The following is a 24,495-nucleotide window of genomic DNA, read 5'->3' on the forward strand; positions in this document are numbered from 1 at the left end:
GCGTGCCACGCGGTAGCCTCGATGACGCCCCTGTTCGGTCAATGAGGAGATGTTGCATGGTTCGCGATGCGGAAGCGCGAGGAGGCGGACCCCTGCGGCGCGGGAATGCACTGCCTCCCGAGACTCCGGATGACGGCGCGCAGCTGCCTGTCGCACCAGGCGAGATCCCCGTCGATGCACGTCAGCACCCGCTGCGCGATGACGCGCCGCCGAGCCCGCCCTTGCCCGGGACGCGCGCAGCCGCGGCGGCGGCGTGGGCGGCAGCATCCGCCGCCGCGACTCCGCCGACCGACACTCCACGAGCAGTCGACCCCTCGAGTCCGATCTCCCCTCCTCCCGCAGCGCCCGCAGTACCCTCGATCCCCGGGCCTCCGTCAGCCGTATGGTCGGAGCCGCAGGGCCCTGTCGGCCACGGTGCTGATCATCACGCGGAGCGAACTGCCGCCCCGGTCGCGAACATCCCGCCGACGCCGGCCGCTACGCCTGCACCGGCTCCTGCCGCTCCCGGTCCTGCGGCTCAGGCGCTTGCTGCGACGCCGGCACCGGCGAATGCCGTGCCGCAGAATCAGACCCCAGGCCTGCCGCCCGCTCCACCGCTGCCACAGCCGCAGCCGCTGCCACAGCCGACCAGCGCTGTTCCGACCGCTCCGAACGCGGCCGCCGCCGAGTCGGCGGCGTCGGCATCGTCGCGTCGTCAGCAGCGCGAGCAGGGAGTGGGGCGCCGCTCGTTCCTGCAGGAGGAGCGACGAGAAGAGCCCGCACGTCAGGGCGGGCGTGGCCTGCTCAATCGCGTCGGCTTCTCGCTCGGACCCAATGCCCGTGAGCGAGCGGTCCGCGACGACGAGCATGCGGTGAGCCGTCACTGGCCGGGGCCCCGCACCGTCGCGGTCGTCAACGGCAAGGGCGGGGCGGGCAAGACGCCGGCGACCGTGCTGCTGTCAGCGGTCTTCGCCCAGTACGGCGGGGCCGGAGTCCTCGCCTGGGACAACAATCAGACCCGCGGCACCCTCGGCTGGCGCACCGAGACCGGAGCGCACGACCGCACCCTGCTCGAGCTGCTGCCGCAGACTCAGCGCCTGTTGGGAGCCCAGGGGCAGTCGGCCGATCTCGCGCACTTCGTGCATCACCAGCCGCAGGAGAAATACGACGTCCTGCGGTCGAAGCCGATTCGGCTCGCGCACGAGAACCGGCTCAGGCCCGCCGATGTCGACTCCATCCACGCGATCGCGGCCAAGTTCTATCGTCTGATCATCATCGACTCCGGGAACGACGAATCCGATCCCATGTGGTTGCGGATGATCGATCTCGCCGACCAGATCGTCGTCGCGACGACGACGCGCGACGACCATGCCGAAGCGGGGGCCCTGCTGCTCGAGGCGCTCGAGGACCGCGATGAGCGCTCAGCACGGCTCGCGCGGGAATCGGTGGTCGTCGTCAGCCAAGCGGACCCGAAGGCGTCGCCCGCAGCGGTGACAGACGTCATCGCGGGATACCAGCCCCTCGCGCGCGAAGTCGTCGGCATACCCTATGACCGCGAGATGGTCGACGGCCACCTTCGTCTTCGTGCACTCGCGGCGCCGACGCAGCGATCGTGGCTCTCGGCCGCAGCGGCCGTCGCACGCGGCTTCTGAAGAGCCGCGCCCGTCAGGCTCGCAGGCTGTCGACCCAGTTGCGGAGCAACTGGATTCCGGCCTCCCCCGACTTCTCCGGGTGGAACTGGGTGGCTGAAAGTGGTCCGTTCTCGACGGCGGCGAGGAAAGGGTCTCCGTATGTCGACCACGTGAGCACCGGCTGCGGGAACGGCGGAATCACATCGAGCTCCCACGACTGCGCGGCGTAGGAGTGCACGAAGTAGAAGCGCTCGTTCTCGATGCCCTTGAACAGCACGGAGTCGGCGCCCGGCTCCACCGTGTTCCACCCCATGTGCGGCAGCACGGGCGCGTTGAGTTCCGTGACCGCTCCCGGCCACTCGCCGAGCCCCTCAGAATCGTGGCCGCGTTCGACGCCGTGCGCGAAGAGAACCTGCATACCGACACAGATGCCGAGAACGGGGCGTCCGCCTGCGAGTCGACGGTCGATGATCTCGTCGCCTCCGTGCGCGTAGAGCGCGTCGCGTACGGCCTGGAACGCACCGACGCCGGGCACGACGAGACCGTCTGCCTCGAGCGCTTCCTTGCGATCGCGTGTGAGCACCGCGTCCGCGCCTGCTGCGACGAGAGCCTTCACCGCCGAGTGGACATTGCCCGATTCGTAGTCGAAGACGGCGACCCTGGGTGCCGAGCTCACAGCGCGCCCTTGGTCGACGGGATGCCGTCGACCAGCGGGTCGAGCGCCTTGGCCTGACGGAACGCCCGAGCGAACGCCTTGTACTCGGCTTCGGCTATGTGGTGGGGGTCGCGTCCTCCGAGCACCCGCACGTGCACGGTCAGTCCCGCGTTGAAGGTGATCGCCTCGAAGGAGTGGCGCACCAGGGACCCGGTGAAGTGACCCCCGATGAGGTGGTGCTCGAAGCCCGCAGGCTCCCCCGTGTGCACGAGGTAGGGGCGACCCGAGATGTCGACGACCGCCTGGGCGAGCGCCTCATCGAGTGGCACGAGCGCATCGCCGTAGCGGGAGATCCCCGACTTGTCGCCCAGCGCCTCGCGGATGGCCTGACCGAGGACGATCGAGATGTCCTCGACCGTGTGGTGCGCGTCGATCTGCGTGTCGCCGGAGGCGCGCACCGTGAGGTCGGTGAGCGAGTGCTTCGCGAACGCCGTGAGCATGTGATCGAAGAACGGCACCGACGTGTCGATGCGGCTTGCACCACTGCCGTCGAGGTTCAGTTCGAGCTCGACAGTGGACTCGGACGTGCTGCGCACACGCGTGGCTGTGCGCGGGTTCTGGGCGGGGGTGCTCATGAAGCCGATCCTATCGAGGCGAGAGCATCGAGGAACGCCGTGGTCTCAGCCTCGGTGCCCGCGGTCACGCGCAGGTGACCGGGGATCCCGACGTCGCGGATGAGGACCCCCTGATCGTAGAGCTGCTGCCAGACCTTTCCGGGCTCGGAGACCCCGCCGAACAGCACGAAGTTCGACCACGATTCGTGAGGCGTGTAGCCGAGAGCCTCGAGCGTCGCCGAGATGCGATCCCGCTGCTCGACGATCTCCTCCACCATGCCGAGCATCACGCCGGAGTTCCGCAGTGCGGCTACCGCCGCCGCCTGAGTGAGAGCGCTGAGGTGGTAGGGCAGACGCACGAGCCTCAGCGCGTCGATGAATGCGGGATCCGCCGCGAGATACCCCACCCGCGCGCCCGCGAAGGCGAACGCCTTGCTCATAGTGCGAGACACTGCGAGCCGAGGGCGCCCATCGAGCAGCGTGAGAGCTGATGACGCCTCGTGCGGCGCGAACTCCTGGTACGCCTCGTCGACGACGACGATTCCATTCGAAGCCTCGTACACGGCCTCGACGACATCGAGACCGAGCGGCGTGCCCGTGGGATTGTTCGGGGAGCAGAGCAGGATGACATCGGGATCGACCTCTCTCACCTGCGCCGCCGCCTCCTCGGGCGTGATGGTGTAGTCGGGCTGCCTCGTGCCGGCGACCCACCGGGCCCCGGTCCCCTTCGAGATCAGCGGATACATCGAGTAGGTCGGGTTGAAGCTGAACGCCGTACGACCCGGCCCTCCGAATGCCTGAAGGATGTGCTGAAGGACCTCGTTCGACCCGTTGCCCGCCCAGATCTGACTGGCGTCCAGGCCGTGGCCGAGATACTCGGCGAAGCCCTCACGCAGAGTGGTGAACTCGCGATCCGGGTAACGGTTGACGTCTCGGAGCGCGACCGCGATGTCGTCGAGGATGTCGCTGGCCACGGCGTCCGGAACCGGATGCGTGTTCTCATTGACGTTCAGGGCGATCGGGAGTGGCGCTTGAGGTGCTCCGTATGGCGTGAGCCCCCGGAGGTCGTCGCGAAGCGGCAGGTCGTCGAGTGATGCAGTCACCCTTCCCATGGTAGGCCGCGTTCACCTCACGGATGCCCGTGAGGACCGAGTATGAAGACGAACTCGCTCGATCGACCAGCGCAGGCGAGGCTCACTCTGAGTACTGCGCCGGAATCGCCAGATCCTGACCGATCTGCAGCGTTCCGCCGCGCAGCAGATTCAGACGCGTGATGTCGCCGATCACGTCACGCGGGTCGGCGCCGGGTGCGATCGACTCTGCGATCGACCAGAGAGTGTCGCCGGGCATCACGGTCACCGTCGCGAACGACGCCGTCTCGGTCTGCTCACCTGACGCCATCGCGCTGCCACCGCTGAGCGCTGCGAACGCGATCCCGACTGCGAGAGGCACTGCCGCGACGGAGAGCACGACGCGTCGACCACGCGCCGTCAGACGGAGCCGCGTCGCCGGGCGAACCGGAAGGACTGCTGCACTGCTGAAGGTAATGGTGCTCATGTCGTGCTCCTCTGCATCTACCGCGTGGGCGGTGAAGTTGGCGTAGCGTCCGCATCCGCGCCTCGGCCGGGAGCCGTGGATGCGAAGCTACGTACCGAAGTTATCTTCGAATTCGAACATCTGTCAAGCGTTCTTCGAAACAGAAGTGCGAGAATCGGCCGACACGCTCGAACAGATCTTCCACATCGGCGCGTTTCTCGGATACGGTTTCGATAGGACCACCCCACCACGGGCCTCCGACATTCGAACTGAGACGCCGGATCGCACACCTGAGGAGCACCATGAGCGACAACTCCGCCCCCGAGGCCGATTCCCCGCGCACTCGTCGCCGCAAGAACCTGAGCCCCAAGCAGATGGCGATCCTCGAGGTCATCCAGACGTCGATCAGTCACTACGGCTATCCCCCGAGCATGCGCGAGATCGGCGATGCCGTCGGACTCAAGTCGCTCTCCAGCGTGACCCACCAGCTGGGCCAGCTCGAGCTCAGCGGCTATCTGCGCCGCGACCCCGGAAAGACCCGCGCGATGGAGGTGCTGATCGACCTCCCCGGCACGAGCGGCGAGAACCCCGCCGATGTGGCGACGCCGGTCGGAGACGCCGCGCTGGTTCCTCTCGTCGGGCGCATCGCCGCCGGCGTCCCGATCACGGCAGACCAGCAGGTCGAGGAGATCTTCCCGCTCCCCCGTCAGCTCGTCGGCAAGGGCGACCTGTTCATGCTGAAGGTGTCCGGCGAGTCGATGATCGACGCGGCGATCTGCGACGGCGATTGGGTCGTCGTCCGTTCGCAGAACAGCGCTGAGAACGGCGAGATCGTCGCCGCGATGCTCGATGACGAGGCTACGGTCAAGGTGCTGCGGCGACGCGACGGCCACACGTGGCTGCTCCCCCGGAACTCCGCGTTCGAGCCGATCCTCGGCGACGAGGCGGTCATTCTCGGGAAGATCGTCGCAGTGCTGCGATCCGTCTGACTCCCTCCGCACGCGAGGTGCATGAACAGAGCACTCCCGAAGGCGTGAGGCCGCCGTCGTGATCGCACCGCGCGTGACGGCAAGCGCCGGTGCATCATAGGCTCGAACCATGTCGTCGCCATTCGGTACCTGGCCATCCCCGTTCACTCCCGATCGGATCGCCGCGTCGTCTCCGAGGATCGACGGCTCCGCCATCGTCGGTGATGACGTCTGGTGGGGCGAGTCGGTGCCTTCCGAGGGCGGGCGCCTGACTGTGCGCAGCTCCAGCGGCGCCGAGATCCTCCCCGCTCCGTGGAGCGCCCGGTCGCGGGTGCACGAGTACGGCGGCGGGGCATGGACGGCGGATGCCGAGGGCACGCTGTTCTTCGTCGATGCCAAGGATCAACGCGTGCATCGGATGCCGCGCGGCGGCGCTCCGACGCCCCTGACCCCTGCAGGGCCGGCGTACGGCGGCCTCCGCCTGCAGAACGGCCGCCTGTTCGCTGTGCGGGAGGACCTCTCGGTCGACCCCCACCAGCGCGGCATCGTCGAGATTCCGACCGACGGCTCAGCATCCGAAGAGCCAGCGCTCTTGACGGTTCTCGTGCAGGGAGGCTCGTTCTACGCGCATCCCGCGCTGTCGCCGGACGGAACTCGCACCGCGTGGGTCGAGTGGTCCGGCGAACGGATGCCCTGGCAGCACGCCTCGCTCGTGCTCTCCGACGGCACCGAGCGCACAGAGCTGCCCACACGGGCCGCCCTCCAACCGGAGTGGACGGACGACCAGGAGATCCTGTATTCCGACGATCCCTCGGGCCGCTGGGCGCTGCACCGACAGCACGTGGACGGCCTGCGAGCGGTCGGCCCCGCAGCGCAGATCGACGACGCTGACGCCGACACGGGATACGGTCTCTGGGTGCTCGGCAACCGGTGGTACCGACCACTCGCCGACGGCCGCATCGTGGCTGTCCGCACCAACGGACGCGACGAGGTGGTCGTCATGGAACGCGACGGCAGCGCCCGACGCCTGCTCGTCCCCGCCGACGGCCATGTCAGCGTCGACGACGTCGCGGGCTCCCGTGTGCTGCTCTCCGGCAACAGCTCGTCGACTGCGCCGGGCGTCTGGTGCGTCGACGTCGACTCCGGCGAGGTCGAGGTGGTCGCGGGAGCGACACCGGCGGACCCCACGTGGATGCCGGTGGCATCCGAGATCCTGGTGGATGGCGTGCACGGCCCCGTCCACGCCTTCGCCTACGAGCCGATGAATCCGTCGGCGTCAGCCGCAGACGACGAGCTCCCTCCCTACATCGTGCTCGTGCACGGTGGACCGACGGCTCACGTCACCGGCGCCGCGTCAGCGGCCATCGGCTTCTGGACCAGCCGCGGCATCGGCGTGCTCGATGTCAACTACGGCGGATCGACGGGCTACGGACGTGCCTACCGAGAACGGCTCGACGGCGCATGGGGCGTGGTCGACGTCGACGACGTCATCGCGGCGGCGCGCGGCCTCGCCGACACCGGACTCGCCGACCCCGATCGCATCGCGATCCGCGGGGGCTCGGCCGGCGGCTGGACGGTGCTCTCGTCCCTGGTGCGAGGCGGAACCTTCGCCGCGGGCATCAGCAGATACGGCGTGGCAGACCTGCGGATGCTGAGCGAGCACTCGCACGACTTCGAAGCGCACTACATCGAGGGGTTGGTGGGGCCACTGCCCGATGCGGAGGCCGTCTACATCGACCGCTCGCCCCTCACCCACGTCGATCGGATCGACGTGCCCGTGCTGCTCATGCAGGGCGCGGAGGACCGCGTGGTGCCGCCGTCGCAGTCCGAGGCGATCCGCGATGCGCTGGCGCAGCGAGGCGTGGATCACGAGTATGTGCTCTACCCCGGTGAAGGACACGGCTTCCGTGCGAGCGAGACCATCGTCGACGCGCTCGAAAGGGAGCTCGCTTTTCTCGGGCGCGTGTTCGGCTTCACGCCCTCGCGCTGATCACTCTCCGACGCGGTTGCGCAACCGCATGGCACGATCGGCCTCGCGGGTGTCCTGACGCTCGCGCAGGGTCTGACGCTTGTCGTACTCCTTCTTGCCCTTGGCGAGGGCGATCTCGACCTTGGCGCGTCCATCCGAGAAGTACAGCTTCAGCGGGATCAGCGTGTACCCACCCGCGGACACGGCATGCTGCAGCTTCGCGATCTCCTCGCGGTGCAGCAGCAGCTTGCGCACGCGCTTCGCCGAGTGGTTGGTCCAGTGCCCCTGCGAGTACTCCGGAATGTGCACGGAATCGAGGAAGACCTCGTTCCCCTTGACGAACGCATATCCGTCGCTCAGATTCGCGCGCCCCTGACGCAGCGACTTCACCTCGGTGCCGGTGAGCACCATCCCCGCCTCGTACGACTTCTCGATGTTGTAGTCGTGACGTGCGCGACGATTGGTCGCGATGACCTTCTCCCCGCGTTCCCTGGGCATGATTCTCTCCTGATCCGTGTCGCGCAGTGGTTCCAGAGCCCTGGTCGGGCGCACGACAGCCTGTCAGTCTATACCGGCGAGCCGGTCAGGTGCGAAGCCAGCGCCGGATCGCGAAGCCCGCCGAGAGTGCGGCCAGCACGACGCCGATGCCGATCAGCACCGGGACGACGACGACGGCATCCTGCATCGTCACCCACGTCGTGATGAACGGCACGCGCCCTCGCAGGTAGCCGTCGACACCGAAGTGCACTCCGGCGACGACAGCGGCGCTCGCGAGCGCCGAACCGAGGAACGCGGCGAACACGCCCTCCAGCACGAATGGCGTCTGGATGAAGCGGTTGGAGGCACCTACCAGGCGCATGATGCCGATCTCCTTGCGCCTGGCGTAGGCGGAGAGCCTGATGGTCGTGCCGATCAGCAGGATGGCGGCGATCAGCATCAGCGTGGCGATCCCCACCGCGATGTACGTGGCGACCGTCAACGCCGAGAAGAGCGGCTCGAGGTACTGCAGCTGATCCTGCACCTGCTCGACGCCGGCGACGCCGTTGAACGCCTCGGAGATCACCTGCGATCGACCGGGGTCCTTCATGGTGACGAAGAAGACCTCGAACGCCTGTTCAGGGGTGATCACGCTCGCCTGATCCTCGCCGAGCTGTTCGACGAGCTTGGCGTAGGTGTCTTCCTTGGAGTCGAAGCTGACCTCGCTGATCAGAGGGGCGAGAGCCTCGCCTTCGAGCTGGGCTCGCACGGCGTTCACCTGCTCGTCCGAAGCGCCGCCGTCGACGCAGGTGTCCTGTTCTGAGATGTCGGAACACATGTACACGGCGACCTGGGCCCGCTCGGTCCAGTAGCCGCGCATGGTGCCGATCTGCGCCTGCATGAGGATCGCGGCGCCGACGAACGTCAGCGACACGAAGGTGACGAGCACGACGGAGATGACCATCGAGATGTTCCGTCGAAGGCCACCGAGCGCCTCGGTGAGGATGAGTCCGATTCTCATGACGTCGGCCCCACTTCTTCGGTGCCGTCATCGGACAGGCCGAGGCGATCGGCCACGCCGAGCTCGGCGACGTCGACCTGCGGCATCGCGATGGGGTGCGTCCGAGGCGCGGCAAGGGCCTGGGCGGCAACCGCCTGCTCCTCGAGGGTGGGGGCTTCGATCGGGGCGGCCTGAGCCTCAGGTGTCTCGGATGCGGATGGCACCGCATCCGCGGATGCCCCTGCGGCCCTGCGCTGAGCGTCGAGCTCCTCAGCGAGCGCCGCGCGGACGACGGAGAGATCGGCGGTCTGTCGCTGCACCTCCTGCACCGCGGTGAGAGCAGCCGCAGCTGCGGCGCCGCGCACCTCCTCAGGGACGAGACGCGGGATCTTCGACGTGTCCCCATAGCCACCGTGCACCTCGTCTCGCACCATCACGCCGTCGCGGAGTTCGATCACTCTGCGCTGCATCTGGTCGACGAAACCCGCCTCGTGAGTCGCCATGAGAACAGTCGTACCGCCCGCGTTGATCCTCGCGAGAAGCTGCATGATGTCGACCGATGTCGCCGGGTCGAGGTTTCCGGTCGGTTCGTCCGCCAGCAGCACCTGGGGGCGGTTGACGAGAGCACGAGCGATCGCGACGCGCTGCTGCTCTCCGCCGGAGAGCTCGTGCGGCATCCGCTTCTGCTTGCCGTCGAGCCCGACCAGCGCGAGCGCCTCGGGAACGGCCTGCTGAATGAAGCCGCGTGACGACCCCGTGACCTGCAGACTGAAGGCGACGTTCTGATAGACGGTCTTCGAGGGAAGCAGTCGGAAGTCCTGGAACACGGACCCGATGTGACGCCGGAAGTACGGCACCTTGCGGTTCGCGAGCGAACGCAGGTCGCGCCCGAGCACGGCGACGCGACCTGTGGTCGGCACGTCCTCGCGGAGGATCAGCCGCAGACAGGACGACTTGCCCGACCCCGACGCGCCTACGAGGAAGACGAACTCCCCGCGCTGCACTTCGAAGTCGACGTCGGACAGAGCGGGCCGTGAGGTCCCGCGATAGCGTTTCGTGACGTTCTCGAACCGAATCATGGCGGTTCGAGCCTAAGTGCGCCCGTTCATCTGCTCGCGAGCGACACCCCGCGCAGCCCCCCTGAGTGTCGCACCGCACTGCTATACATGGAGGTGCCGCTCCATGCCGCCGCGTGGACGAGACTCCGAGGGGGAACCATGACGACGCCTGCAGGCTGGTACGACGACGGATCCGGACGCCAGCGCTGGTGGGACGGCACCCAGTGGACCGAACATTTCGCGCCCGTCGTCGAGTCTGCGGAGTCTGCGGAGTCCGCGGCCGACGCCGAGACCGCCGCATCGATCGCGTCTGTCGCTGCCGTCGAGAGCCAGTCATGGAACACCCGCGCGCCGTCCGATGCCGATGCCGATGCCGATGCCGATGCCGATGCCGATGCCGATGCGCAGGCTCCGACTGGAGCGCCCATCGACGAGGTCGCGGCTCCCGAGCCCGAATCCCCCTGGTCGACCACCGACGCTTCCGCTGCAGAGCCCGGCGCCGAGCAGGAACCCGGTTTCACCGCTCCGGGAGCCATGGCGCCGGTCGATGACGCCGTCCATCCGTATGGCGCGGACGCACCCTCCTACCCCGGTGCCGCTGCTCCCGTGCAGCCTCAGGACTACCCCGTGGCTCCCGGGTACCCGGGGGCGGCAGCGCCGAGCTACCCGGGCAATGCACCCTACGCGTCTGCGGGACAGCAGTACGGTGCCCCCGCGGGCTACCCGCCCGCATACGGAGCGACGGCCCCCGCAGCGCCCTCGGGTCCATCGATCCTCGGGCTCGTCGGGCTCGGGCTCGCGGCGCTCGGCACCATCCTGTCGTGCATCCCGACGATCTTCTGGCTCGGCTGGCTGCTGCTCGGCGTGGGCTTCATCACCTCCCTGATCTCGCTGTTCCTCAAGGGCAAGAAGTGGCCGGGAATCTCGGGCCTCATCCTCTCGGTGATCGGCGCGATCATCGCCGTCGTCATGTTCTTCGTCATCGTGTTCGCGACGGTGTCCGAAGTCGTCCGCGATCTGCCGACCGCACCCCCGTCGAGCGATTCGGACACCGGCAGCGGAACCGAAGAAGAGGGCACGGGCACACCCGAGGTCGTCGAGGGCGAGATGGGCTCCCCCGTACCGATCAATCAGATGGCCGCCACCAGCGAGGTGACGATCCACTCCGCCACCTGGGCGACGAGCGACGGCTCGAGCATCCCCTCGACGAACGGCGGCTATGTGATCCTCGACGTCACCTTCACCGGTGTCTCGGGCACGAGCTATCTGAGCGCTTTCAACTTCGGCATCGAGACGGCTGAGGGCGTCGAAGGGACTTATGACTACTACGTCGACGGGATCGTGGCTGAAGAGCTCGAGCCCGGCGACACGGTCGACGGCAAGATCACCTTCGACGTCGCGCAGAGCGAGTCCTACGACGTGATCTTCACCGACGAGGTCCTGCGGGAGGTCACCCGCATCACCGTCACCCCGTCAGCCGGCTAGAACACAGCGCAGGGCGAATCGGCCGGCGGGTGCCCGGCGGTTCGTACCGCAGGTGGGCCCGTGCCACGATGCTTCGGCATCCGGCACGGGCCCGCTTCTGCTCGGCCACCATCCGCCCCGCTGCCGCGCAGCCTTCGTACGTCGATCCCACATCGCTACCGTCGACCAGGCCCGTGCATCGCCGTCGGGGCAGACGAGAAAGCGGGCCGCCTCGAAGAGGCTGCCCGCTGAGAGTGGAGCCTTCGCTCAGTCCTCGTCTTTGCGCTTGCGCCAGCGGATGCCGGCCGAGATGAACCCGTCGAGATCGCCGTCGAACACGGCAGCCGGGTTGCCCGACTCGTGTCCGGTGCGGAGATCCTTCACGAGCTGCTGGCCGTAGAGGAAGTACGAGCGCATCTGGTCGCCCCAGCTCGCCGTGATGTTGCCGGCGAGCTCCTTCTTCTTCGCTGCCTCCTCCTCCTTCTGGAGGAGCAGGAGTCGGGTCTGCAGCACGCGCATGGCCGCGGCGCGGTTCTGGATCTGCGACTTCTCGTTCTGCATCGAGACGACGATGCCGGTGGGAAGGTGCGTGAGGCGCACAGCGGAGTCGGTCGTGTTGACCGACTGACCACCGGGGCCGGAAGAACGGAACACGTCGACGCGGATGTCGCTCTCGGGGATCTCGACCTCGGTCGCCTCCTCCATGAGCGGGATGACCTCGACCGCGGCGAACGACGTCTGGCGCTTGTCGGCAGAGCCGAACGGGCTGATGCGCGCGAGGCGGTGCGTGCCCGCCTCGACCGACACCGTGCCGAACGCGTAGGGCGCATCGATCTCGAACGTGGCTGACTTGATGCCGGCACCCTCGGCGTACGAGGTGTCGAGCACCTTGACGGGGTACTTGTGGCGCTCGGCCCAGCGCAGGTACATGCGCATGAGCATCTCCGCGAAGTCGGTGGCGTCGTCGCCACCGGCACCCGAGCGGATCGTGATGATGGCTGAACGCTCGTCGTACTCGCCGTCCATCAGGGTCTGGACCTCGAGCTGATTGATGATCTCGGTGAGAGCGTTCAGCTCGGTGCGCGCTTCGATGGCCGACTCCTCGTCGCCCATCTCGTTCGCGAGGCCGACCAGGACCTCGAGGTCGTCGAGTCGACGACCGATGCCCTCGACCCTGGCGAGCGCGGACTGCCGGTGGCTCAGCGCGCTGGTCACCTTCTGGGCGCGTTCGGGGTCGTCCCAGAGGTCCGGCACGCCGGCTTCCTCGCTGAGACGCGCGATGTCGGAACGGAGGGTCTCGACATCGATGACCTCGCGAATGTCACCGTAGGTGAGTCGCAGGGCCTGGATGTCGGCGGAGAGATCGAGTTCGAGCATGTCGCGTCCAGCCTAACGTGCCGCCTGTGCGGGCGGGTACGGCGTTCGAACGGGAGTAGCGTGAAACGAGTGAGCAACGCATCCACGGTCCTGAGGCGGTTCGGACCGATGGTGTACCTCCCCACCGTCCTCTTCTCGCTCGGCGAGGGCGCAGTCATCCCGCTGATCCCGGTCATCGCCGCGCGCATGGGCGCCGACATCGCGTTCGCCGCGCTCGTGGCATCCGCGCTGGTCGTCGGCCAGCTCTGCGGAAACCTCCCTGCCGGCTGGGCCGTGGGCCGCATCGGCGAACGCTTCACGATGGTGATCGCCGGCGTGATCGCGATCGGCGCCGGCGTGGGCATGGTCTTCGCTCCCTCGCTGGGGGTGCTCGCGGCATCGGTCTTCCTGCTCGGCTTCTGCGCTGCCGCCTTCGGCCTGGCACGTCACGCCTTCATGACCACGAGGGTGCCGATCGCCTTCCGCGCCCGCGCGCTCTCGCTGCTGGGCGGAAGCTTCCGGCTCGGCATCTTCATCGGGCCCTTCGTCGCAGCCGGTCTGCTGCAGCTGTTCGGTTCGGAGTCGGCGGCGATCTGGTTCTTCCTGGGCTGCCTCGTCGTGATGGTGCTGCTCGTGCTTCTGGGCCCCGATCCTGAGAAGACGATCCCCGCGACCACCACGGTGCGCACCGCAGCTCTGTCGGAGGATTCGGGCGAGGTGGTCACCGGATCGATTCCGACGGTCGAACGCACCGGCATCTTCCGCACCATGTGGCAGCAGCGCAGCGTGCTCGGACGACTGGGGCTCGCGGCCGCATCGCTGTCGGCCGTGCGGTCGGCGCGGCAGGTGGTGCTGCCGCTGTGGGGGCTGTCGCTCGGTCTCGACGCCTCGACGATCGCGCTGGTCGTCGGCATCTCGGGTGCGATCGACTTCGCACTGTTCTATGCGAGCGGCCAGGTGATGGACCGGTTCGGACGCCTGTGGGCGGCTATGCCGGCGATGGTGCTGATGGGAGCGGGGTTTCTCGCGCTCTCCTTCACTCATGATCTCGATGCGGCCGTGCTGTGGTTCGGCATGTTCGCCGCGGTGCTCGGAGTCGGCAACGGCCTCTCCAGCGGAATCCTGCTGACGCTGGGTGCCGATGTCGCGCCGAAGCAGCAGCCCGCCGCGTTCCTCGGGTCGTGGCGCACGCTGACGGATGCCGGTGGAGCCATCGCTCCCCTGCTGGTGTCGGCGATCATCGCGATCGCGTCGCTGCCGATCGCCGCAGCCGCCATGGGCGTGATCGGCCTGGTCGGCGCGGGCGGGTTCATCCGCTGGATTCCGCGCTTCGTCCCTCGCGCCAAGGAGGAGCCTTCATGACCGTCGCCCTCGGCGCCGACGTGCGTCGCCTGGTCGTCGACGCCGCGTCGTCGACGGCTCGCGAGCGGGATGCCGTCGCCGACTTCACGACGTTCTTCCACGACGATCACGGGCCGCTCTTCCGGGATGACGGACCACGCCACGCCACGGCATCCGCACTCGTGTTCGACCCCTCGCTCACCCGTACGCTGCTGGTCTTCCACGCCAAGGGACAGTTCTGGGTGCAGCCCGGTGGGCATCTCGAATCCGAAGACGCGTCGATCGCGGATGCCGCTCTGCGCGAGCTGCGCGAGGAGACCGGGGTCGCCGTGCCCGCTCTCGTCGAGCCCCTGGTCTATGACCTCGATCATCACCGGTTGTCTTCTGCCTTCGGTCGCTGCGCTTCGCACCTCGACATCGGGATTGCTGTCGTCGTCGGAGACGACCTTGCGCTCGTCGTGAGCGAGGAGTCGGAGGACGCGCACTGGTGGCCGATCGATGCGCTGCCTGCGCAGGTGCCGGATGGGTTCCACGGTCGGGTGCGCAGGCTGCGCGACCGTCTGATGAGCTGACTCCGACGCGCTCGCGAACGACTGTCAGCGCAATGCCGTGCGACTCGTTCCTGTCGCCTCCAGCCGTACCCCGTCTGGGACGAACAGCGTCACGAGCGGCGGGCTCCACATGACGGCGACGGTCACCCGTGAAGAGTGGCCGTCTGGGCTCGACGCCGATTCCAGGGTCGCCGCTGCCGGGAGGCTTGCGAGCAGCTGCTCGGCCTGATCTCTGACGCCCTGATCGGTGAGATCGGCGCGAGCGGTCTCGCCGTCGACAGCCAGCGTGAAGCCGTCCGCTCCGGCGAGCGCTGCCGCATCGGCGATCGCATCGAGTCTCTTCTGCGAGATGTAGAGGTCTGTCGCGCAGACGCTCACGAAGATGAGTGCGAGGGCGAGCAGCGCGTAGCCGAGCGTCAGCAGCAGCACGCTTCCGTCGTCGCCTGCCCGTCTCACCCGCCGCCCCACAGACGAGACAGCTTCTGCACCGCCGACCCCTCCACGACGATCGATGAGGCCTCATCCACTCCGAAGATCGTCGGCACGAGGGGCAGGGACACCGACGTCGCGACCGAGACGGACACGGTCGCGCCCGCCGACGGACATGCCACTTCTATGGGTGCGCAGGTCACAGACACCTCGATGGATTCCGTATCGATGCCGTACTGATCGGAGATGCTCGCGAGCACCTGCTCGCTCCGCATGGCTGCCGTGGCGGCATCCGGTGCGAGCGCGATGGCCCGTGCCGTGTGCCGTGCGGCCGCCTCGACACCCAGCGTCTGCTCCTGGATGGCCCCCAGGGCGGTGATCAAGTACACGAGCGGCACGAGCAGGATGACGCCGACTGCGATGAACTCGAGGGCGGCCGAGCCGTCGTCATCCATCGTCGAACGACTCCTCCGGTGCATGCGCCTGCACCTCCAACCCGAACGGCACGCCGAGAAGCCCGATCACCGGAAGCGTGGTGCGAATGCGAACCTCGATAGTCGGCTGAGCGAGCGCCATCGAGCGGACCACCGTCACATCTTCGGCGTATGCCGCACCGACCGCACGCGTGATGACCTCCCGTGCGCGCTCGGCCCCCTGCTCTGTCGTGGTGTCCGCAAGAGCCGCATGATAGGCACCGTCGACGGCCGCGTCGTGCACGATGTTGCGGACGTAGACGGCGAGTGCGAGCTGCATCACGCCAAGGGTCAGGAGGGTGAGCAACGTCCCGACGAGCACGAACTCGACCGGGCTGGATCCGCGCTCGTCCGCGAAGGAGAGCCGCGACTGTGCGACAGGCATCGGGATCTACCGTCAGAGCCCCGACACACGCTGGATGGCCTGCTCGAACAGGGCACTCAGCGCCGGGCCGGCAACCGCCCAGATCAGCACCACGAGACCTGCCGTCATGAGTGTGACGAGCACCCAGCCGGGGACGTCTCCGGACTCATCATCGACGAGATCCTGAAGGAGGGCCTGAGGGCAGGAGTCCGCGGAGCGCGTCCTCCGGAGTCGAGAGATGTTCATGTCGTCCTTTCGTGATCACTCAGCCGATGCCGAGTCGCAGAATGAAGAGGCCTGGGTAGATGGCGAAGAGAACGGAGAGCGGGAGGATCAGGAACACGAGCGGGAGGAGCATCAGGATCTCCTTGCGTCCGGCCTGTTCGATGAGGACCCGCTTGGCGTCCTCGCGCGCGTCGCCGGCCTGCGCATGCAGGACGGCCGAGAGAGGGGCACCGTGCTCGAGTGCGGCGATCACCTGGTCGATCGCGCGGGAGAGGCCCGGAAGCTGCAGTCGAGCGGCCATCTCGGCGAGGGCATCGGCGAGCGTCGATCCCGTGCCGATCGCGAGAACCACACGACGGAACTCACCGGTGAGCTCTCCGGATCCGACTGCGGCCACTCGACGCAGGGAGTCGAGGAATCCCTCTCCTGCCGACAGACACAGCGCGAGGAACTCGAGTGTCGTCGGCAGCTCGTCGGTCAGTCGCGCTCGACGGCCTGAGACTCGTGCCGTGAGCTGCATGTCGTATCCGAACCCTGCGGCGGTGCCCAGGATGCCGGGCAGCAGCGCGGCCGGCGGACTCATGCGTCCCGCGATCGCCAGCACGATGACAGCGATCGCGCCGATCACGATGCCTGCGAGCACCCAACCGAGCTGACGCCCGCGGAAGGCGCCATGCTCCAGCGGGAGCCCGGCCTGCTCGATCCTGCGGCGAAGGGCTTCTCCACCACCGAGCAGGCGCTCGAAGACCGCCAGCGATCGGCGCCACACCGTCCGGTCGCCTGCGGACAGCGTTCCGACTCGTGGGAGCGCTCCGTCGGGCAAGTCGCCATCGGGGACCACGTCGCGCACGTACGGTGCGATCCGCAGTGTCAGAGGCGATGCCGACCAGTGCGGCATCGCTGCGAGGATGCAGAGCACTCCGGATCCGACTGCGACGCCGCCGAGAATCGCGACCGCGACCGCGGAGACCGAGTTCACCCGAACCACCTGCCTGGCTCGGGCAGACGACCGATACGGATCATGATGCGGTACGCGATCACCGACACGGCGGCGCCGAGGCAGATCACCAGCATCCCCTCCGCGGTGCCGTAGGCGGCAGCACCCTCGGGGCGCAGCACGAGCAGACCGAGGATCACCCAGGGTGCGACCGCGCCGAGCACCGCTGCGCCACGGATCCACGTCTGCCGGGCTTCGACCTCCCCGCGCAGCGCGGCGTCTGCACGAACGGACGACGACAGTGCGCGCAGCACACCGGAGAGTTCGGTCCCGCCGACCTGTCTCGCCATACGCAGCGTCTCGATGATCCGGTCGGCGATGGGATCGGCCAGCGCGGACTTCAACCGATCGAGGCTCGTCTCGAAACGACCGGTGGCACGCAGATCTCTGGCGAACACGACGAAGGCTGGCCGGATCATCGCCGGCGATGACTCCGCCAGGCTCGCGACGGCATCCGGCAGTGACAGTCCCACGCGGATGGATGCGATCAGGAGGTCGCAGACATCGGGCCAGAGCTGTCGCCGCATCTTGCGCAGACGCAGGCGTCGCGATCGCACGAACACGATCGGCGCGACGCCTGCCGCCGCACCTGCCAGCCCGGCGAGGATCGGAATGGCCGTGAAGAGCCAGACAAGGGAGGCTGCGGCGAGCGCAACCATCGCCATCACCAAAAGAAGCGTGCGCGGACTGATGGAGGCGAGGCCGCCCTCCTCGAGCAACCGAGACAGTCGCCCGCGGCGTCTGACCTTCTCTTCTTCCGGACGCGGAGGCCACAGCCACGGCGATGCGCACAGCAGCACGCCGGCGGCGAGCATCGCACCGAGCAGCACCGTCATCGTGTGCCTCCCTCAGCGTGCAGCTCGCCGCGTCTCCATGCCGTCCCGCCGTCGACGGCCTCGCTGCCGAGCGTGTAGATCTCTCGCGCGACGATCCGCCCGTCGATCACTTCGCCGGTCGGCGCGATGACCTCGTGCACCCGTCGGACTCCGTCGGCGCCACGCGCACAATGCACGACGAGGTCGACGGCTCCCGCGAGGGCAGGAACGATGAACGCTCTGTCTATGTTCCGCCCGGCGAGCAGCGGCAGCAGCGTGAGCTTGTCGAGCGCCTCGGCAGCGGAGTTCGCGTGCACGGTCGCAGCGCCCGGCACTCCGGTGTTCAGCGCGAGGACGAGGTCGAGCGCCTCCGCGTCTCTGACCTCCCCCACCACCAGGCGATCGGGCCGCATCCTGAGCGCCTCCTTCACGAGCCTGCGCAGCGTGATCTCGCCCGTTCCCTCGAGGCTCGCCTGGCGCCCCTGCAGGGAGACGACATCAGGACCCTGCACAGCGAGCTCGAATGTCTCCTCGACGGTGATGATCCGTTGACGGTCGGCGCATGAGGCGAGCAGCGCACCGAGGAACGTGGTCTTGCCCGCGTGGGTGGCGCCGGACACGACGACGCTCTTACCCGCGCGCATCGCGTCGCGCAGTCCGTCGCCGAGCTCTGCGGTCAGAGCGCCGTGCTCGACCAGCGCCTCGAGGGTGCGGAAGCGAGGCAGGAACTTGCGGATGTTGACGGACCAGGATCCACGGACGACATCTGCGATCGCGACATGCAGGCGAGACCCGTCGGGAAGGGACGCATCCACGAACGGTTGGCTGATGTCGACACGGCGGCCTGTCGACTGCAGCATCCGCTCGACGAGGTCGCGCAGGGCCGACTCGGTGAGCCGCAGCTCGATGCGTTCGGCGACTCCCCCGCGCGCGATGTGGATGCTCTCTGGACCGTTGAGCCAGATCTCCTCGATCTCGGGGTCGTCGAGAAGCGACTGCAACGCCCCGAAGCCGCTCACCGCTGCGAGCACGTCGCGCACGCATCCGGCTTCGTCGTCGATCATCGCCGCACCGCGCGCGAGCGCCAGATCGTTGAACCTGCGCACTTCGGCCAGTGTGACGCTCCGCGCGGCCGCGGAGTCGAATGTCGGATCGGTGCCCTCAGCGCGGAGTCGCTGCCGGACGCGCTCGGCGACGAGGACGGAAGGCTGGATCACCCGAGCATCCTCGCAAGGATCGCGTGTCCCCCGTCGGAGTTATCCACAGCGACGGCGCTCGGGCTGCGGGCGGATCCTCAGCTACGCACGATCCCCCGATCAGTAGACTGATTTCACCGCGCGGGAGTGGTGAAATTGGCAGACACGCAGGATTTAGGTTCCTGTGCCCTAGGGCGTGTGGGTTCAAGTCCCACCTTCCGCACCCGGCTTTTGGCGCGTGATTACGCGGATACAGCGGCCTCATCAGCACCGTCTGACCACGTTTTGCCCACACTCGCAAGCGATGCGGCCTGATCGAGCGCATCCGAAACGGTGTCGATGTCATCTTCGAAGAGGTCGGCGTACACGTCGAGCGTCATCGCCGCAGAGGCGTGACCCAGCATCCGCTGAACGGCCTTGGGGTTCGCACCCGCGCTGATCGCGAGGCTGGCCGCGGTGTGCCGCAGGTCATGCACGCCCATGCGCTGCAGGCCCGCGGCAGCGAGTGCGCGGAGATACCACGATGTCGTGTTCTCGCTCGTGTTCGGACGCACCATGTAGCCGCCCGTCGGCGCCTCGAAGAGCAGAGCATCCGGCGCGCGTCCCTGCAGCCGCGCATCGATGAGCGACGACAGCAGTCGCGGGTAGGCGACCTCGCGAACCTCATGGCTCTTAGGCGTTCCGACAACGATGCGCCGCCCCACCATCACGGCATTTTCACGAACGGTGAGCCGCCGCCGCACCTGGTTGACATCGCGCACCCGAAGCGCGGCCACCTCGCCCCACCGAAGACCGCAGTATGCGAGCGTCAGCACCACGGCGCGATACTCCCCCGCAGCTTCGGCGAGCGCGCCGACCTGAGCATGAGTCAGATAGATGCGCGGGCGCGGTGACTTGCTCGGCAGGTTGTCGACGCCGCGGGCAGGATTACTCGAGATGCGCCGATCCTTGGCAGCGCCGTCGAGGATCGAGGCGAGCACGCCATAGGCCCGCTTGACCGTCGTGGCGCTCTTCGGCTTGGCCTCCGCCTTCGAGATCCGGCGCTTGGGGCTCCGGCTGTTCACCGCCGTGCCTGCCGACAGTTCGGCCACCCATTCCGCCACGTCGGAGTGTCGCACCGCGCCGACTGGCGTGGCGCCCCAGCGGGGCGATACGTAGACGCTCCACGCGGCCTGGACTGTGCGAAACGTCGACGCCTTGAGCTTGGCCTCTTTGACCTTGAGCCAGGGCTCGGCGAGCTCCGCGATCGTCACTCGGGAAGCGCTGGCATTCACGTACTCGCCGCGGGCCTTGCTCACTTCGACGGACGCCGCGAAGAGTTCGGCATCGCGTTTCGTCTTGAATCCGCGCTTATCTGTCTGCCGGTGATCCGGGGTCCGATACCGGACCCGATAGCGCTTGCCGGCAGCGGTCGCGTAGCTATTGATCGTTGCCATCGGTCTTCCGATACTCGGCGACTGCGTCGACCACGCGGCTGACAAAGTGCCGCATCCGGTCTTGCTCCCTGAGGTCGGCGAGCGCCTCGGCCGCGTCGTCGTCAGTGTCAGCGTGGAAAGTCTTACCAAGCGCATACGAGAGGTCGAGTGCAAGAAGCCGATCGACAGACACGTCAAGCGCTCGGGCGAGCAGGAAAAGATCATCTACGTCAACGCGGCGCTGCCCGCGCTCAATCCTTCGCAGCGCGAGGTCTGCCAGTCGTCCATCGGTGCGACGCGAGAGTTCCGCATATCCGACACCCTCTTGCTTGCGAAGCTCAAGCACATTGCGAGCGACCGCAACTCCCCGCTCGCCGACGACTACGTCTTTGCTGCTGTCAGGCCTGCTCATAAAATCATCCTTGCACTCTGATCGATCATTGTGATTCACTATCACCACGCACGATCAGAATAACAGATCACCCCGATCGATCACTAGAGCTGGAGGAATACAAAATGGCCCCCGAGGCGAACTACCTCACCCCGCAGCAAGTCTGCGACCTCATCCCAGGCATGACCGTGGGCGGGCTCGCGCAGCTCCGCTTCAAGGGCACCGGTCCCACGTATCTCAAGCCCACCGCAAGAAAGGTGCTGTACCGCCCCGCCGACATCACGGATTGGCTCGACGGCACCGCTCGCACGTGGACCGGCGAGGCTCGCGCAGCGTGAAGCGGCCACTGAGCGTAAGAGAAGCCGCGAGCATGACCGGCAAGCACCCCGAGACGATCGCCGAGGCGCTCAGGCGCGGCGACCTGCACGGCGGCCAGCGGGTCAAAGGCGGCACGTGGAGCATCCGCGAGAAGTGCCTAGAAGCGTGGCTCTACGGCAAGAAGTGCAAGCACCAGATTGAAGGAACGGCATGAGCATCACCGGCAAAGCAATCGTTGAAACCACGCTCCGAGCAGACGGCATCTCTCCGCTCGTCTACGGTGTGCACATCACCGAAGGCGTCATCCACATGGGCGACACGCTCACCGCTCCAAGCGGAGAACGCGCAACAGTCGTCGCCGTCCAGACACACAACCGAGAGCCCGTCGAGTATGCACTCGCCGGGGCGCGCCCAGTGCTCGTCACTAGCCCCGTTATCGCCTTGCGGGAACTCGACGAGATCACAGTGGGCGGGGGCGTGCGTTGAGCGCCTTGATCGCAGAGGTCGGCAGCGGGAGGCGGCTGCGGCTCGAGGAAGTCGATCATGCGCCGGGCTCCGTGTTCCTCACCATGCTCACCGAGGCCGGCCGCGAGTCCGGGTGTTTCGAGTTCGCCAAGAGTGAGTTGCTCGAGGCGCTGCGAGAGACGTTCGGCCTCGTCGATCCGCTCGAGGCCCTGTTTGTCGAACCGGGGGTCGAGAGGCGGATCCGCGCTTAGACTCCGCCGCGCTCACCCATCCGCCCGCCTCGCTTGGTCTCTCCTTCTCTTTCAAGCGAGGCGGGCCTTCTCATACCTGCGCACCGCCTGAGCGCGCACACCTAGACTCCGCCGCTCACCGGCGTGAGCGCCATCCGTAGTCGCGGCAGAGGCCGCAGCACCTCATAGGAGGAAACCCCATGACCCATGACCCCTACGCCCCGTACGGCCGAGAGGCGAAGCTCTACCCAGCCAAGGGGGCTGGCTGGCACCCCACCCTGGGAAGGATCGAGGACGCGAACGCACTCGGCGTCACCCTCTCCTATCCCAACCCGGTCAACAGCCGCTACCGGACGGTCTCGACGTTCCCGCTCACCTCGATCGACCGCATTGAGTACCCGGCGACGGATGCGGAAGTGCGCGCCGCTGCCGCCGACCTCCAGGCCGAGTATGCCGACGCGCTGCACGACACCCAGACCACAAACCGACTCGAAGTCATCGCCACCGCCTCAGAAGAGATCGCCGAGTGCAACGGGCAACATACCTGGCGCGGCATCCGCGAGGCGGGCGCCGCGTGAGCGCCGCCGAGAACCTCGCACCCGATCCCATGACGAAGGCCCTCGGCCTCGCGTCGCGTGCTGCTCTCGCTGTGCTGCCGGTTCGCAGCGACGGCACCAAGCGGCCAGCGGGCGGGCTCAGCGTGTACGACGCCACCACCGACCCGCAGCGAATCGTTGATCTCTGGACAGATCACCCCGGCTCGCTCGTCGGAGTCGCGTGCGGTGCAAGCGGTCTGCTCGTCGTCGATATCGACCGCCACGAAGGCGGCGCGGATGGCTTCGCGAGCCTCGACGCGGCACGCGTCGCTCTGCCCGAGACATGGCAGCACGCTTCGCTCTCCGGCCGCGGTGCCCATCTCGTGTACGCGGCGCCGAGCGGCGGCGCAGCTGGCGGCCAGCCTCACCCCGGCGTCGACCTGAAGGGCGATGGCGGATATGTCGTCTGGACAGGCGGAGTACCCGACTCCCGCGACGCATTCGCGCCGGCACCCGAATGGACTCTCGCACCGCGGCGCGAAGGCGTGGCCGGCTCTGACTCTGAGCGCGTCGCGGCGTGGTTGGCCAAGCACACCGGCCAGCCATCTGCGACCCTCGCTGACGCACTTGCCGCGCTGCCTTCCCACGGGTCGACAGAGTGGAACAACGCCAACCTCCTCGCGCTCGCGCTGCCCCTCGTGCAAGCCAGTCAATGGAGCCTCGGCGGTGCAGCTGCTCGGGCAGAGTTCGCGGCTCGGTATTCGGCCGGCACTTGGCACAGTCCTGAAAATGAGCGTGCCGCTCTCCGCGCCTTTGATCGAGCGCTTGCGAGACTCGACTACCCCTCAGCCTTCGCCGCGGTGCCCGCTGTAGAGGCCACCTTCATCGACATGGCCGATACCGCGCCTGTCCCGACCGCTCCGACGCACAGCGCCCCGTTTCAGATCCTCTCGCGGGCAGACCTCAAGGCCCTGCCTCGACCTGAGTGGCTGGTCGATGGGCTCGTGCAGGAATCCGGCATCATCGTGCTCGCGGGCGAAGGTGGCCTCGGCAAGTCGTTCTTGGCCATCGACTGGGCTTGTCGGCTCGCGACGGGCGAGCGGTGGTTCGGGCGCAAGGTCAAGCACGGGAAAGTGCTCTACGTGGCGGGCGAGGGTGTCGAGTTCTTCGATGACCGCCTCACCGCATGGGAAGAGCACCACGGTCTCCGCGTGCCTGACGACCGCCTGCAGTACGTCTGTGACGGGTTCACGCTCTCGGATCCGGCCGCCGTCGAGCACATGCGCCAAGTCGTCGCGGCTCATGGGTTCGATCTCGTCATCCTCGATACGCTCTCGCAGCTGGCTGAGGTTGAGAACGAGAACGACAATGCGCAGCTGGCCGCCGTTCTCAGGCAAGCGCGCGCGATCCGTCAGGCACGTCCGGGCTGCTCGGTGCTGATCGTCCACCACACCAACAAGGGTGAGCGCGCGAAAGTGCGTGGAGCCTCGGCGATCCGATCGAACGCTGACGCAGTGATCGTCGCGAGGTCGGCGGATGGGGACACCTTCAAGCTCTCCACGAAGGTCGAGCACGACGGCAAGCAGAAGAATGGCCCGGCGGAGGTGCTGACGGGGTTCCACCTCCTCGACTCTGGGCTGTCCGCCGTGATCGCGAAGGATCACGGCGCCGACCCTGACATCGAGGCAATCGAGAAGGTGCTCGCGGTGCCCGGCGAGCACCCAATTGCCGAGTTCCTCATAGTGCGCGGCGAGAACGATAGTGCGACCTCTCAGCGCATCAAACGCAGGCTCGGTGCGCTCGTCGAGGAGGGGCGAGCGGTCGCGTCCGGGTCAACGTCAGCGAGGCGCTGGGCAACCACTTGATCATGATCAAGTGATCGCGTGATCAAGTTGCAGACCCCCGGAATCGTTGATATTCCGGGGGTTTTCACTTGATCAAGACCAACTTGATCAACCCGCCGCACGCCCGAAGGGTGGGCAGGGCGATTGAGTTGAGAGATTAATCGAGTGCCGAGGCTACGAAACTAGGCCTTGCTCGGA

The 24,495-nt window shown here is 67.5% G+C and carries 29 protein-coding genes and 1 tRNA gene; 13 read left to right on the forward strand and 17 right to left on the reverse strand.

All coding sequences use genetic code 11. The annotated features are described in order from the left end of the window. The first annotated feature begins 56 nt into the window (after nt 1-56). Nucleotides 57-1,631: a MinD/ParA family protein gene (locus ACIOU8_RS15725; RefSeq protein WP_400791431.1), complete on the forward strand. Its 1,575-nt coding sequence runs from the start codon at nt 57-59 to the stop codon at nt 1,629-1,631. Between the two features lie 13 nt (nt 1,632-1,644). Here the strand turns inward: ACIOU8_RS15725 and hisH are convergent, their stop codons facing one another. From hisH to ACIOU8_RS15745, 4 genes are all read right to left on the reverse strand, one after another. Then, a complete protein-coding gene (gene hisH / locus ACIOU8_RS15730) occupies nt 1,645-2,286 on the reverse strand; it encodes an imidazole glycerol phosphate synthase subunit HisH (protein WP_311260383.1) in 642 nt (213 codons plus the stop codon). Then, nucleotides 2,283-2,900 carry an imidazoleglycerol-phosphate dehydratase HisB gene (gene hisB / locus ACIOU8_RS15735; protein WP_400791434.1) on the reverse strand — a complete coding sequence of 206 codons (618 nt, stop codon included), beginning with the start codon at nt 2,898-2,900 and terminating at the stop codon, nt 2,283-2,285. Before hisB ends, hisH begins: the two co-directional genes overlap by 4 nt. Then, a complete protein-coding gene (locus ACIOU8_RS15740) occupies nt 2,897-3,991 on the reverse strand; it encodes a histidinol-phosphate transaminase (protein ID WP_400791437.1) in 1,095 nt (364 codons plus the stop codon). The genes hisB and ACIOU8_RS15740 overlap by 4 nt, the downstream gene beginning before the upstream one ends. An 82-nt stretch (nt 3,992-4,073) precedes the next feature. Next, nucleotides 4,074-4,436, reverse strand: a complete 363-nt coding sequence (locus tag ACIOU8_RS15745; RefSeq protein ID WP_400791440.1) for a LysM peptidoglycan-binding domain-containing protein — start codon at nt 4,434-4,436, stop codon at nt 4,074-4,076. Between the two features lie 281 nt (nt 4,437-4,717). On the opposite strand from ACIOU8_RS15745, the gene lexA reads away from it, so the two are divergent. Beyond that, complete coding sequence (gene lexA, locus ACIOU8_RS15750) at nt 4,718-5,404, forward strand: transcriptional repressor LexA (protein WP_400791443.1); 687 nt, start codon at nt 4,718-4,720, stop codon at nt 5,402-5,404. A gap of 109 nt (nt 5,405-5,513) precedes the next feature. Then, on the forward strand, nt 5,514-7,373 hold the full coding sequence (locus ACIOU8_RS15755) for a prolyl oligopeptidase family serine peptidase (protein WP_400791446.1): 1,860 nt from the start codon (nt 5,514-5,516) through the stop codon (nt 7,371-7,373). On the opposite strand, the gene smpB is transcribed toward ACIOU8_RS15755, so the two are convergent. The 3 genes from smpB to ftsE form a co-directional block, all read right to left on the reverse strand. Continuing rightward, on the reverse strand, nt 7,374-7,850 hold the full coding sequence (smpB, locus tag ACIOU8_RS15760; protein WP_042536531.1) for an SsrA-binding protein SmpB: 477 nt from the start codon (nt 7,848-7,850) through the stop codon (nt 7,374-7,376). A gap of 85 nt (nt 7,851-7,935) precedes the next feature. Next, nucleotides 7,936-8,850: a permease-like cell division protein FtsX gene (gene ftsX / locus ACIOU8_RS15765; RefSeq protein WP_400791448.1), complete on the reverse strand. Its 915-nt coding sequence runs from the start codon at nt 8,848-8,850 to the stop codon at nt 7,936-7,938. Beyond that, nucleotides 8,847-9,908: a cell division ATP-binding protein FtsE gene (ftsE, locus tag ACIOU8_RS15770; RefSeq protein ID WP_400791451.1), complete on the reverse strand. Its 1,062-nt coding sequence runs from the start codon at nt 9,906-9,908 to the stop codon at nt 8,847-8,849. Before ftsE ends, ftsX begins: the two co-directional genes overlap by 4 nt. A 138-nt stretch (nt 9,909-10,046) precedes the next feature. Between ftsE and ACIOU8_RS15775 the strand changes: the two genes are divergently transcribed. Continuing rightward, nucleotides 10,047-11,372, forward strand: a complete 1,326-nt coding sequence (locus ACIOU8_RS15775) for a DUF2510 domain-containing protein (protein WP_400791453.1) — start codon at nt 10,047-10,049, stop codon at nt 11,370-11,372. Nucleotides 11,373-11,618: 246 nt separating this feature from the next. Here the strand turns inward: ACIOU8_RS15775 and prfB are convergent, their stop codons facing one another. Further along, the gene (gene prfB, locus ACIOU8_RS15780) at nt 11,619-12,728 is read right to left on the reverse strand and encodes a peptide chain release factor 2 (RefSeq protein WP_400791456.1); all 1,110 of its coding nucleotides are present in this window, start codon (nt 12,726-12,728) and stop codon (nt 11,619-11,621) included. Between the two features lie 108 nt (nt 12,729-12,836). Here prfB and ACIOU8_RS15785 point away from each other — a divergent pair, with 108 nt between their 5' ends. Next, nucleotides 12,837-14,069 carry an MFS transporter gene (locus tag ACIOU8_RS15785; RefSeq protein WP_400791909.1) on the forward strand — a complete coding sequence of 411 codons (1,233 nt, stop codon included), beginning with the start codon at nt 12,837-12,839 and terminating at the stop codon, nt 14,067-14,069. Beyond that, the gene (locus ACIOU8_RS15790; protein ID WP_400791459.1) at nt 14,066-14,620 is read left to right on the forward strand and encodes an NUDIX hydrolase; all 555 of its coding nucleotides are present in this window, start codon (nt 14,066-14,068) and stop codon (nt 14,618-14,620) included. The genes ACIOU8_RS15785 and ACIOU8_RS15790 overlap by 4 nt, the downstream gene beginning before the upstream one ends. A 24-nt stretch (nt 14,621-14,644) precedes the next feature. Here the strand turns inward: ACIOU8_RS15790 and ACIOU8_RS15795 are convergent, their stop codons facing one another. The 7 genes from ACIOU8_RS15795 to ACIOU8_RS15825 are packed head-to-tail and all read right to left on the reverse strand — an operon-like array spanning nt 14,645 to nt 19,119. Continuing rightward, nucleotides 14,645-15,055, reverse strand: coding sequence for a hypothetical protein (locus ACIOU8_RS15795; RefSeq protein WP_400791461.1), 411 nt, complete (start codon nt 15,053-15,055; stop codon nt 14,645-14,647). Beyond that, entirely contained in the window at nt 15,052-15,483 is a 432-nt protein-coding gene (locus ACIOU8_RS15800; protein WP_400791464.1) for a TadE family protein, read from the reverse strand. The genes ACIOU8_RS15795 and ACIOU8_RS15800 overlap by 4 nt, the downstream gene beginning before the upstream one ends. Further along, on the reverse strand, nt 15,476-15,886 hold the full coding sequence (locus tag ACIOU8_RS15805; protein WP_400791466.1) for a TadE/TadG family type IV pilus assembly protein: 411 nt from the start codon (nt 15,884-15,886) through the stop codon (nt 15,476-15,478). Before ACIOU8_RS15805 ends, ACIOU8_RS15800 begins: the two co-directional genes overlap by 8 nt. Nucleotides 15,887-15,898: 12 nt before the next feature. Next, entirely contained in the window at nt 15,899-16,111 is a 213-nt protein-coding gene (locus ACIOU8_RS15810; protein ID WP_400791469.1) for a hypothetical protein, read from the reverse strand. Between the two features lie 19 nt (nt 16,112-16,130). Then, complete coding sequence (locus tag ACIOU8_RS15815; protein WP_400791471.1) at nt 16,131-17,069, reverse strand: type II secretion system F family protein; 939 nt, start codon at nt 17,067-17,069, stop codon at nt 16,131-16,133. After that, on the reverse strand, nt 17,066-17,923 hold the full coding sequence (locus ACIOU8_RS15820) for a type II secretion system F family protein (protein WP_400791473.1): 858 nt from the start codon (nt 17,921-17,923) through the stop codon (nt 17,066-17,068). Before ACIOU8_RS15820 ends, ACIOU8_RS15815 begins: the two co-directional genes overlap by 4 nt. Next, entirely contained in the window at nt 17,920-19,119 is a 1,200-nt protein-coding gene (locus ACIOU8_RS15825) for a CpaF family protein (RefSeq protein WP_400791476.1), read from the reverse strand. Before ACIOU8_RS15825 ends, ACIOU8_RS15820 begins: the two co-directional genes overlap by 4 nt. Before the next feature lie 120 nt (nt 19,120-19,239). On the opposite strand from ACIOU8_RS15825, the gene ACIOU8_RS15830 reads away from it, so the two are divergent. After that, nucleotides 19,240-19,321, forward strand: a tRNA-Leu gene (locus tag ACIOU8_RS15830). Between the two features lie 19 nt (nt 19,322-19,340). Here ACIOU8_RS15830 and ACIOU8_RS15835 read toward each other — a convergent pair. Further along, the gene (locus tag ACIOU8_RS15835; RefSeq protein ID WP_400791479.1) at nt 19,341-20,534 is read right to left on the reverse strand and encodes a tyrosine-type recombinase/integrase; all 1,194 of its coding nucleotides are present in this window, start codon (nt 20,532-20,534) and stop codon (nt 19,341-19,343) included. Then, entirely contained in the window at nt 20,518-20,925 is a 408-nt protein-coding gene (locus tag ACIOU8_RS15840; protein WP_400791482.1) for a helix-turn-helix domain-containing protein, read from the reverse strand. The genes ACIOU8_RS15835 and ACIOU8_RS15840 overlap by 17 nt, the downstream gene beginning before the upstream one ends. A 104-nt stretch (nt 20,926-21,029) precedes the next feature. Here ACIOU8_RS15840 and ACIOU8_RS15845 point away from each other — a divergent pair, with 104 nt between their 5' ends. From ACIOU8_RS15845 to ACIOU8_RS15870, 6 genes are all read left to right on the forward strand, one after another. Then, nucleotides 21,030-21,242, forward strand: coding sequence for a helix-turn-helix transcriptional regulator (locus ACIOU8_RS15845; protein WP_400791485.1), 213 nt, complete (start codon nt 21,030-21,032; stop codon nt 21,240-21,242). Next, nucleotides 21,239-21,436 (forward strand): helix-turn-helix domain-containing protein, encoded by a 198-nt coding sequence (locus tag ACIOU8_RS15850; protein ID WP_400791487.1) that lies wholly within the window; start codon nt 21,239-21,241, stop codon nt 21,434-21,436. The genes ACIOU8_RS15845 and ACIOU8_RS15850 overlap by 4 nt, the downstream gene beginning before the upstream one ends. Next, nucleotides 21,433-21,708: a hypothetical protein gene (locus ACIOU8_RS15855; RefSeq protein ID WP_400791490.1), complete on the forward strand. Its 276-nt coding sequence runs from the start codon at nt 21,433-21,435 to the stop codon at nt 21,706-21,708. Before ACIOU8_RS15850 ends, ACIOU8_RS15855 begins: the two co-directional genes overlap by 4 nt. Beyond that, a complete protein-coding gene (locus ACIOU8_RS15860) occupies nt 21,705-21,938 on the forward strand; it encodes a hypothetical protein (protein WP_400791492.1) in 234 nt (77 codons plus the stop codon). The genes ACIOU8_RS15855 and ACIOU8_RS15860 overlap by 4 nt, the downstream gene beginning before the upstream one ends. A gap of 179 nt (nt 21,939-22,117) precedes the next feature. After that, complete coding sequence (locus ACIOU8_RS15865; RefSeq protein ID WP_400791494.1) at nt 22,118-22,495, forward strand: hypothetical protein; 378 nt, start codon at nt 22,118-22,120, stop codon at nt 22,493-22,495. Beyond that, on the forward strand, nt 22,492-24,318 hold the full coding sequence (locus ACIOU8_RS15870; RefSeq protein ID WP_400791496.1) for an AAA family ATPase: 1,827 nt from the start codon (nt 22,492-22,494) through the stop codon (nt 24,316-24,318). Before ACIOU8_RS15865 ends, ACIOU8_RS15870 begins: the two co-directional genes overlap by 4 nt. The last annotated feature ends 177 nt before the right edge of the window (nt 24,319-24,495 follow it).

Source organism: Microbacterium sp. NPDC087589 (assembly GCF_044743635.1).
Lineage (GTDB): Bacteria > Actinomycetota > Actinomycetes > Actinomycetales > Microbacteriaceae > Microbacterium.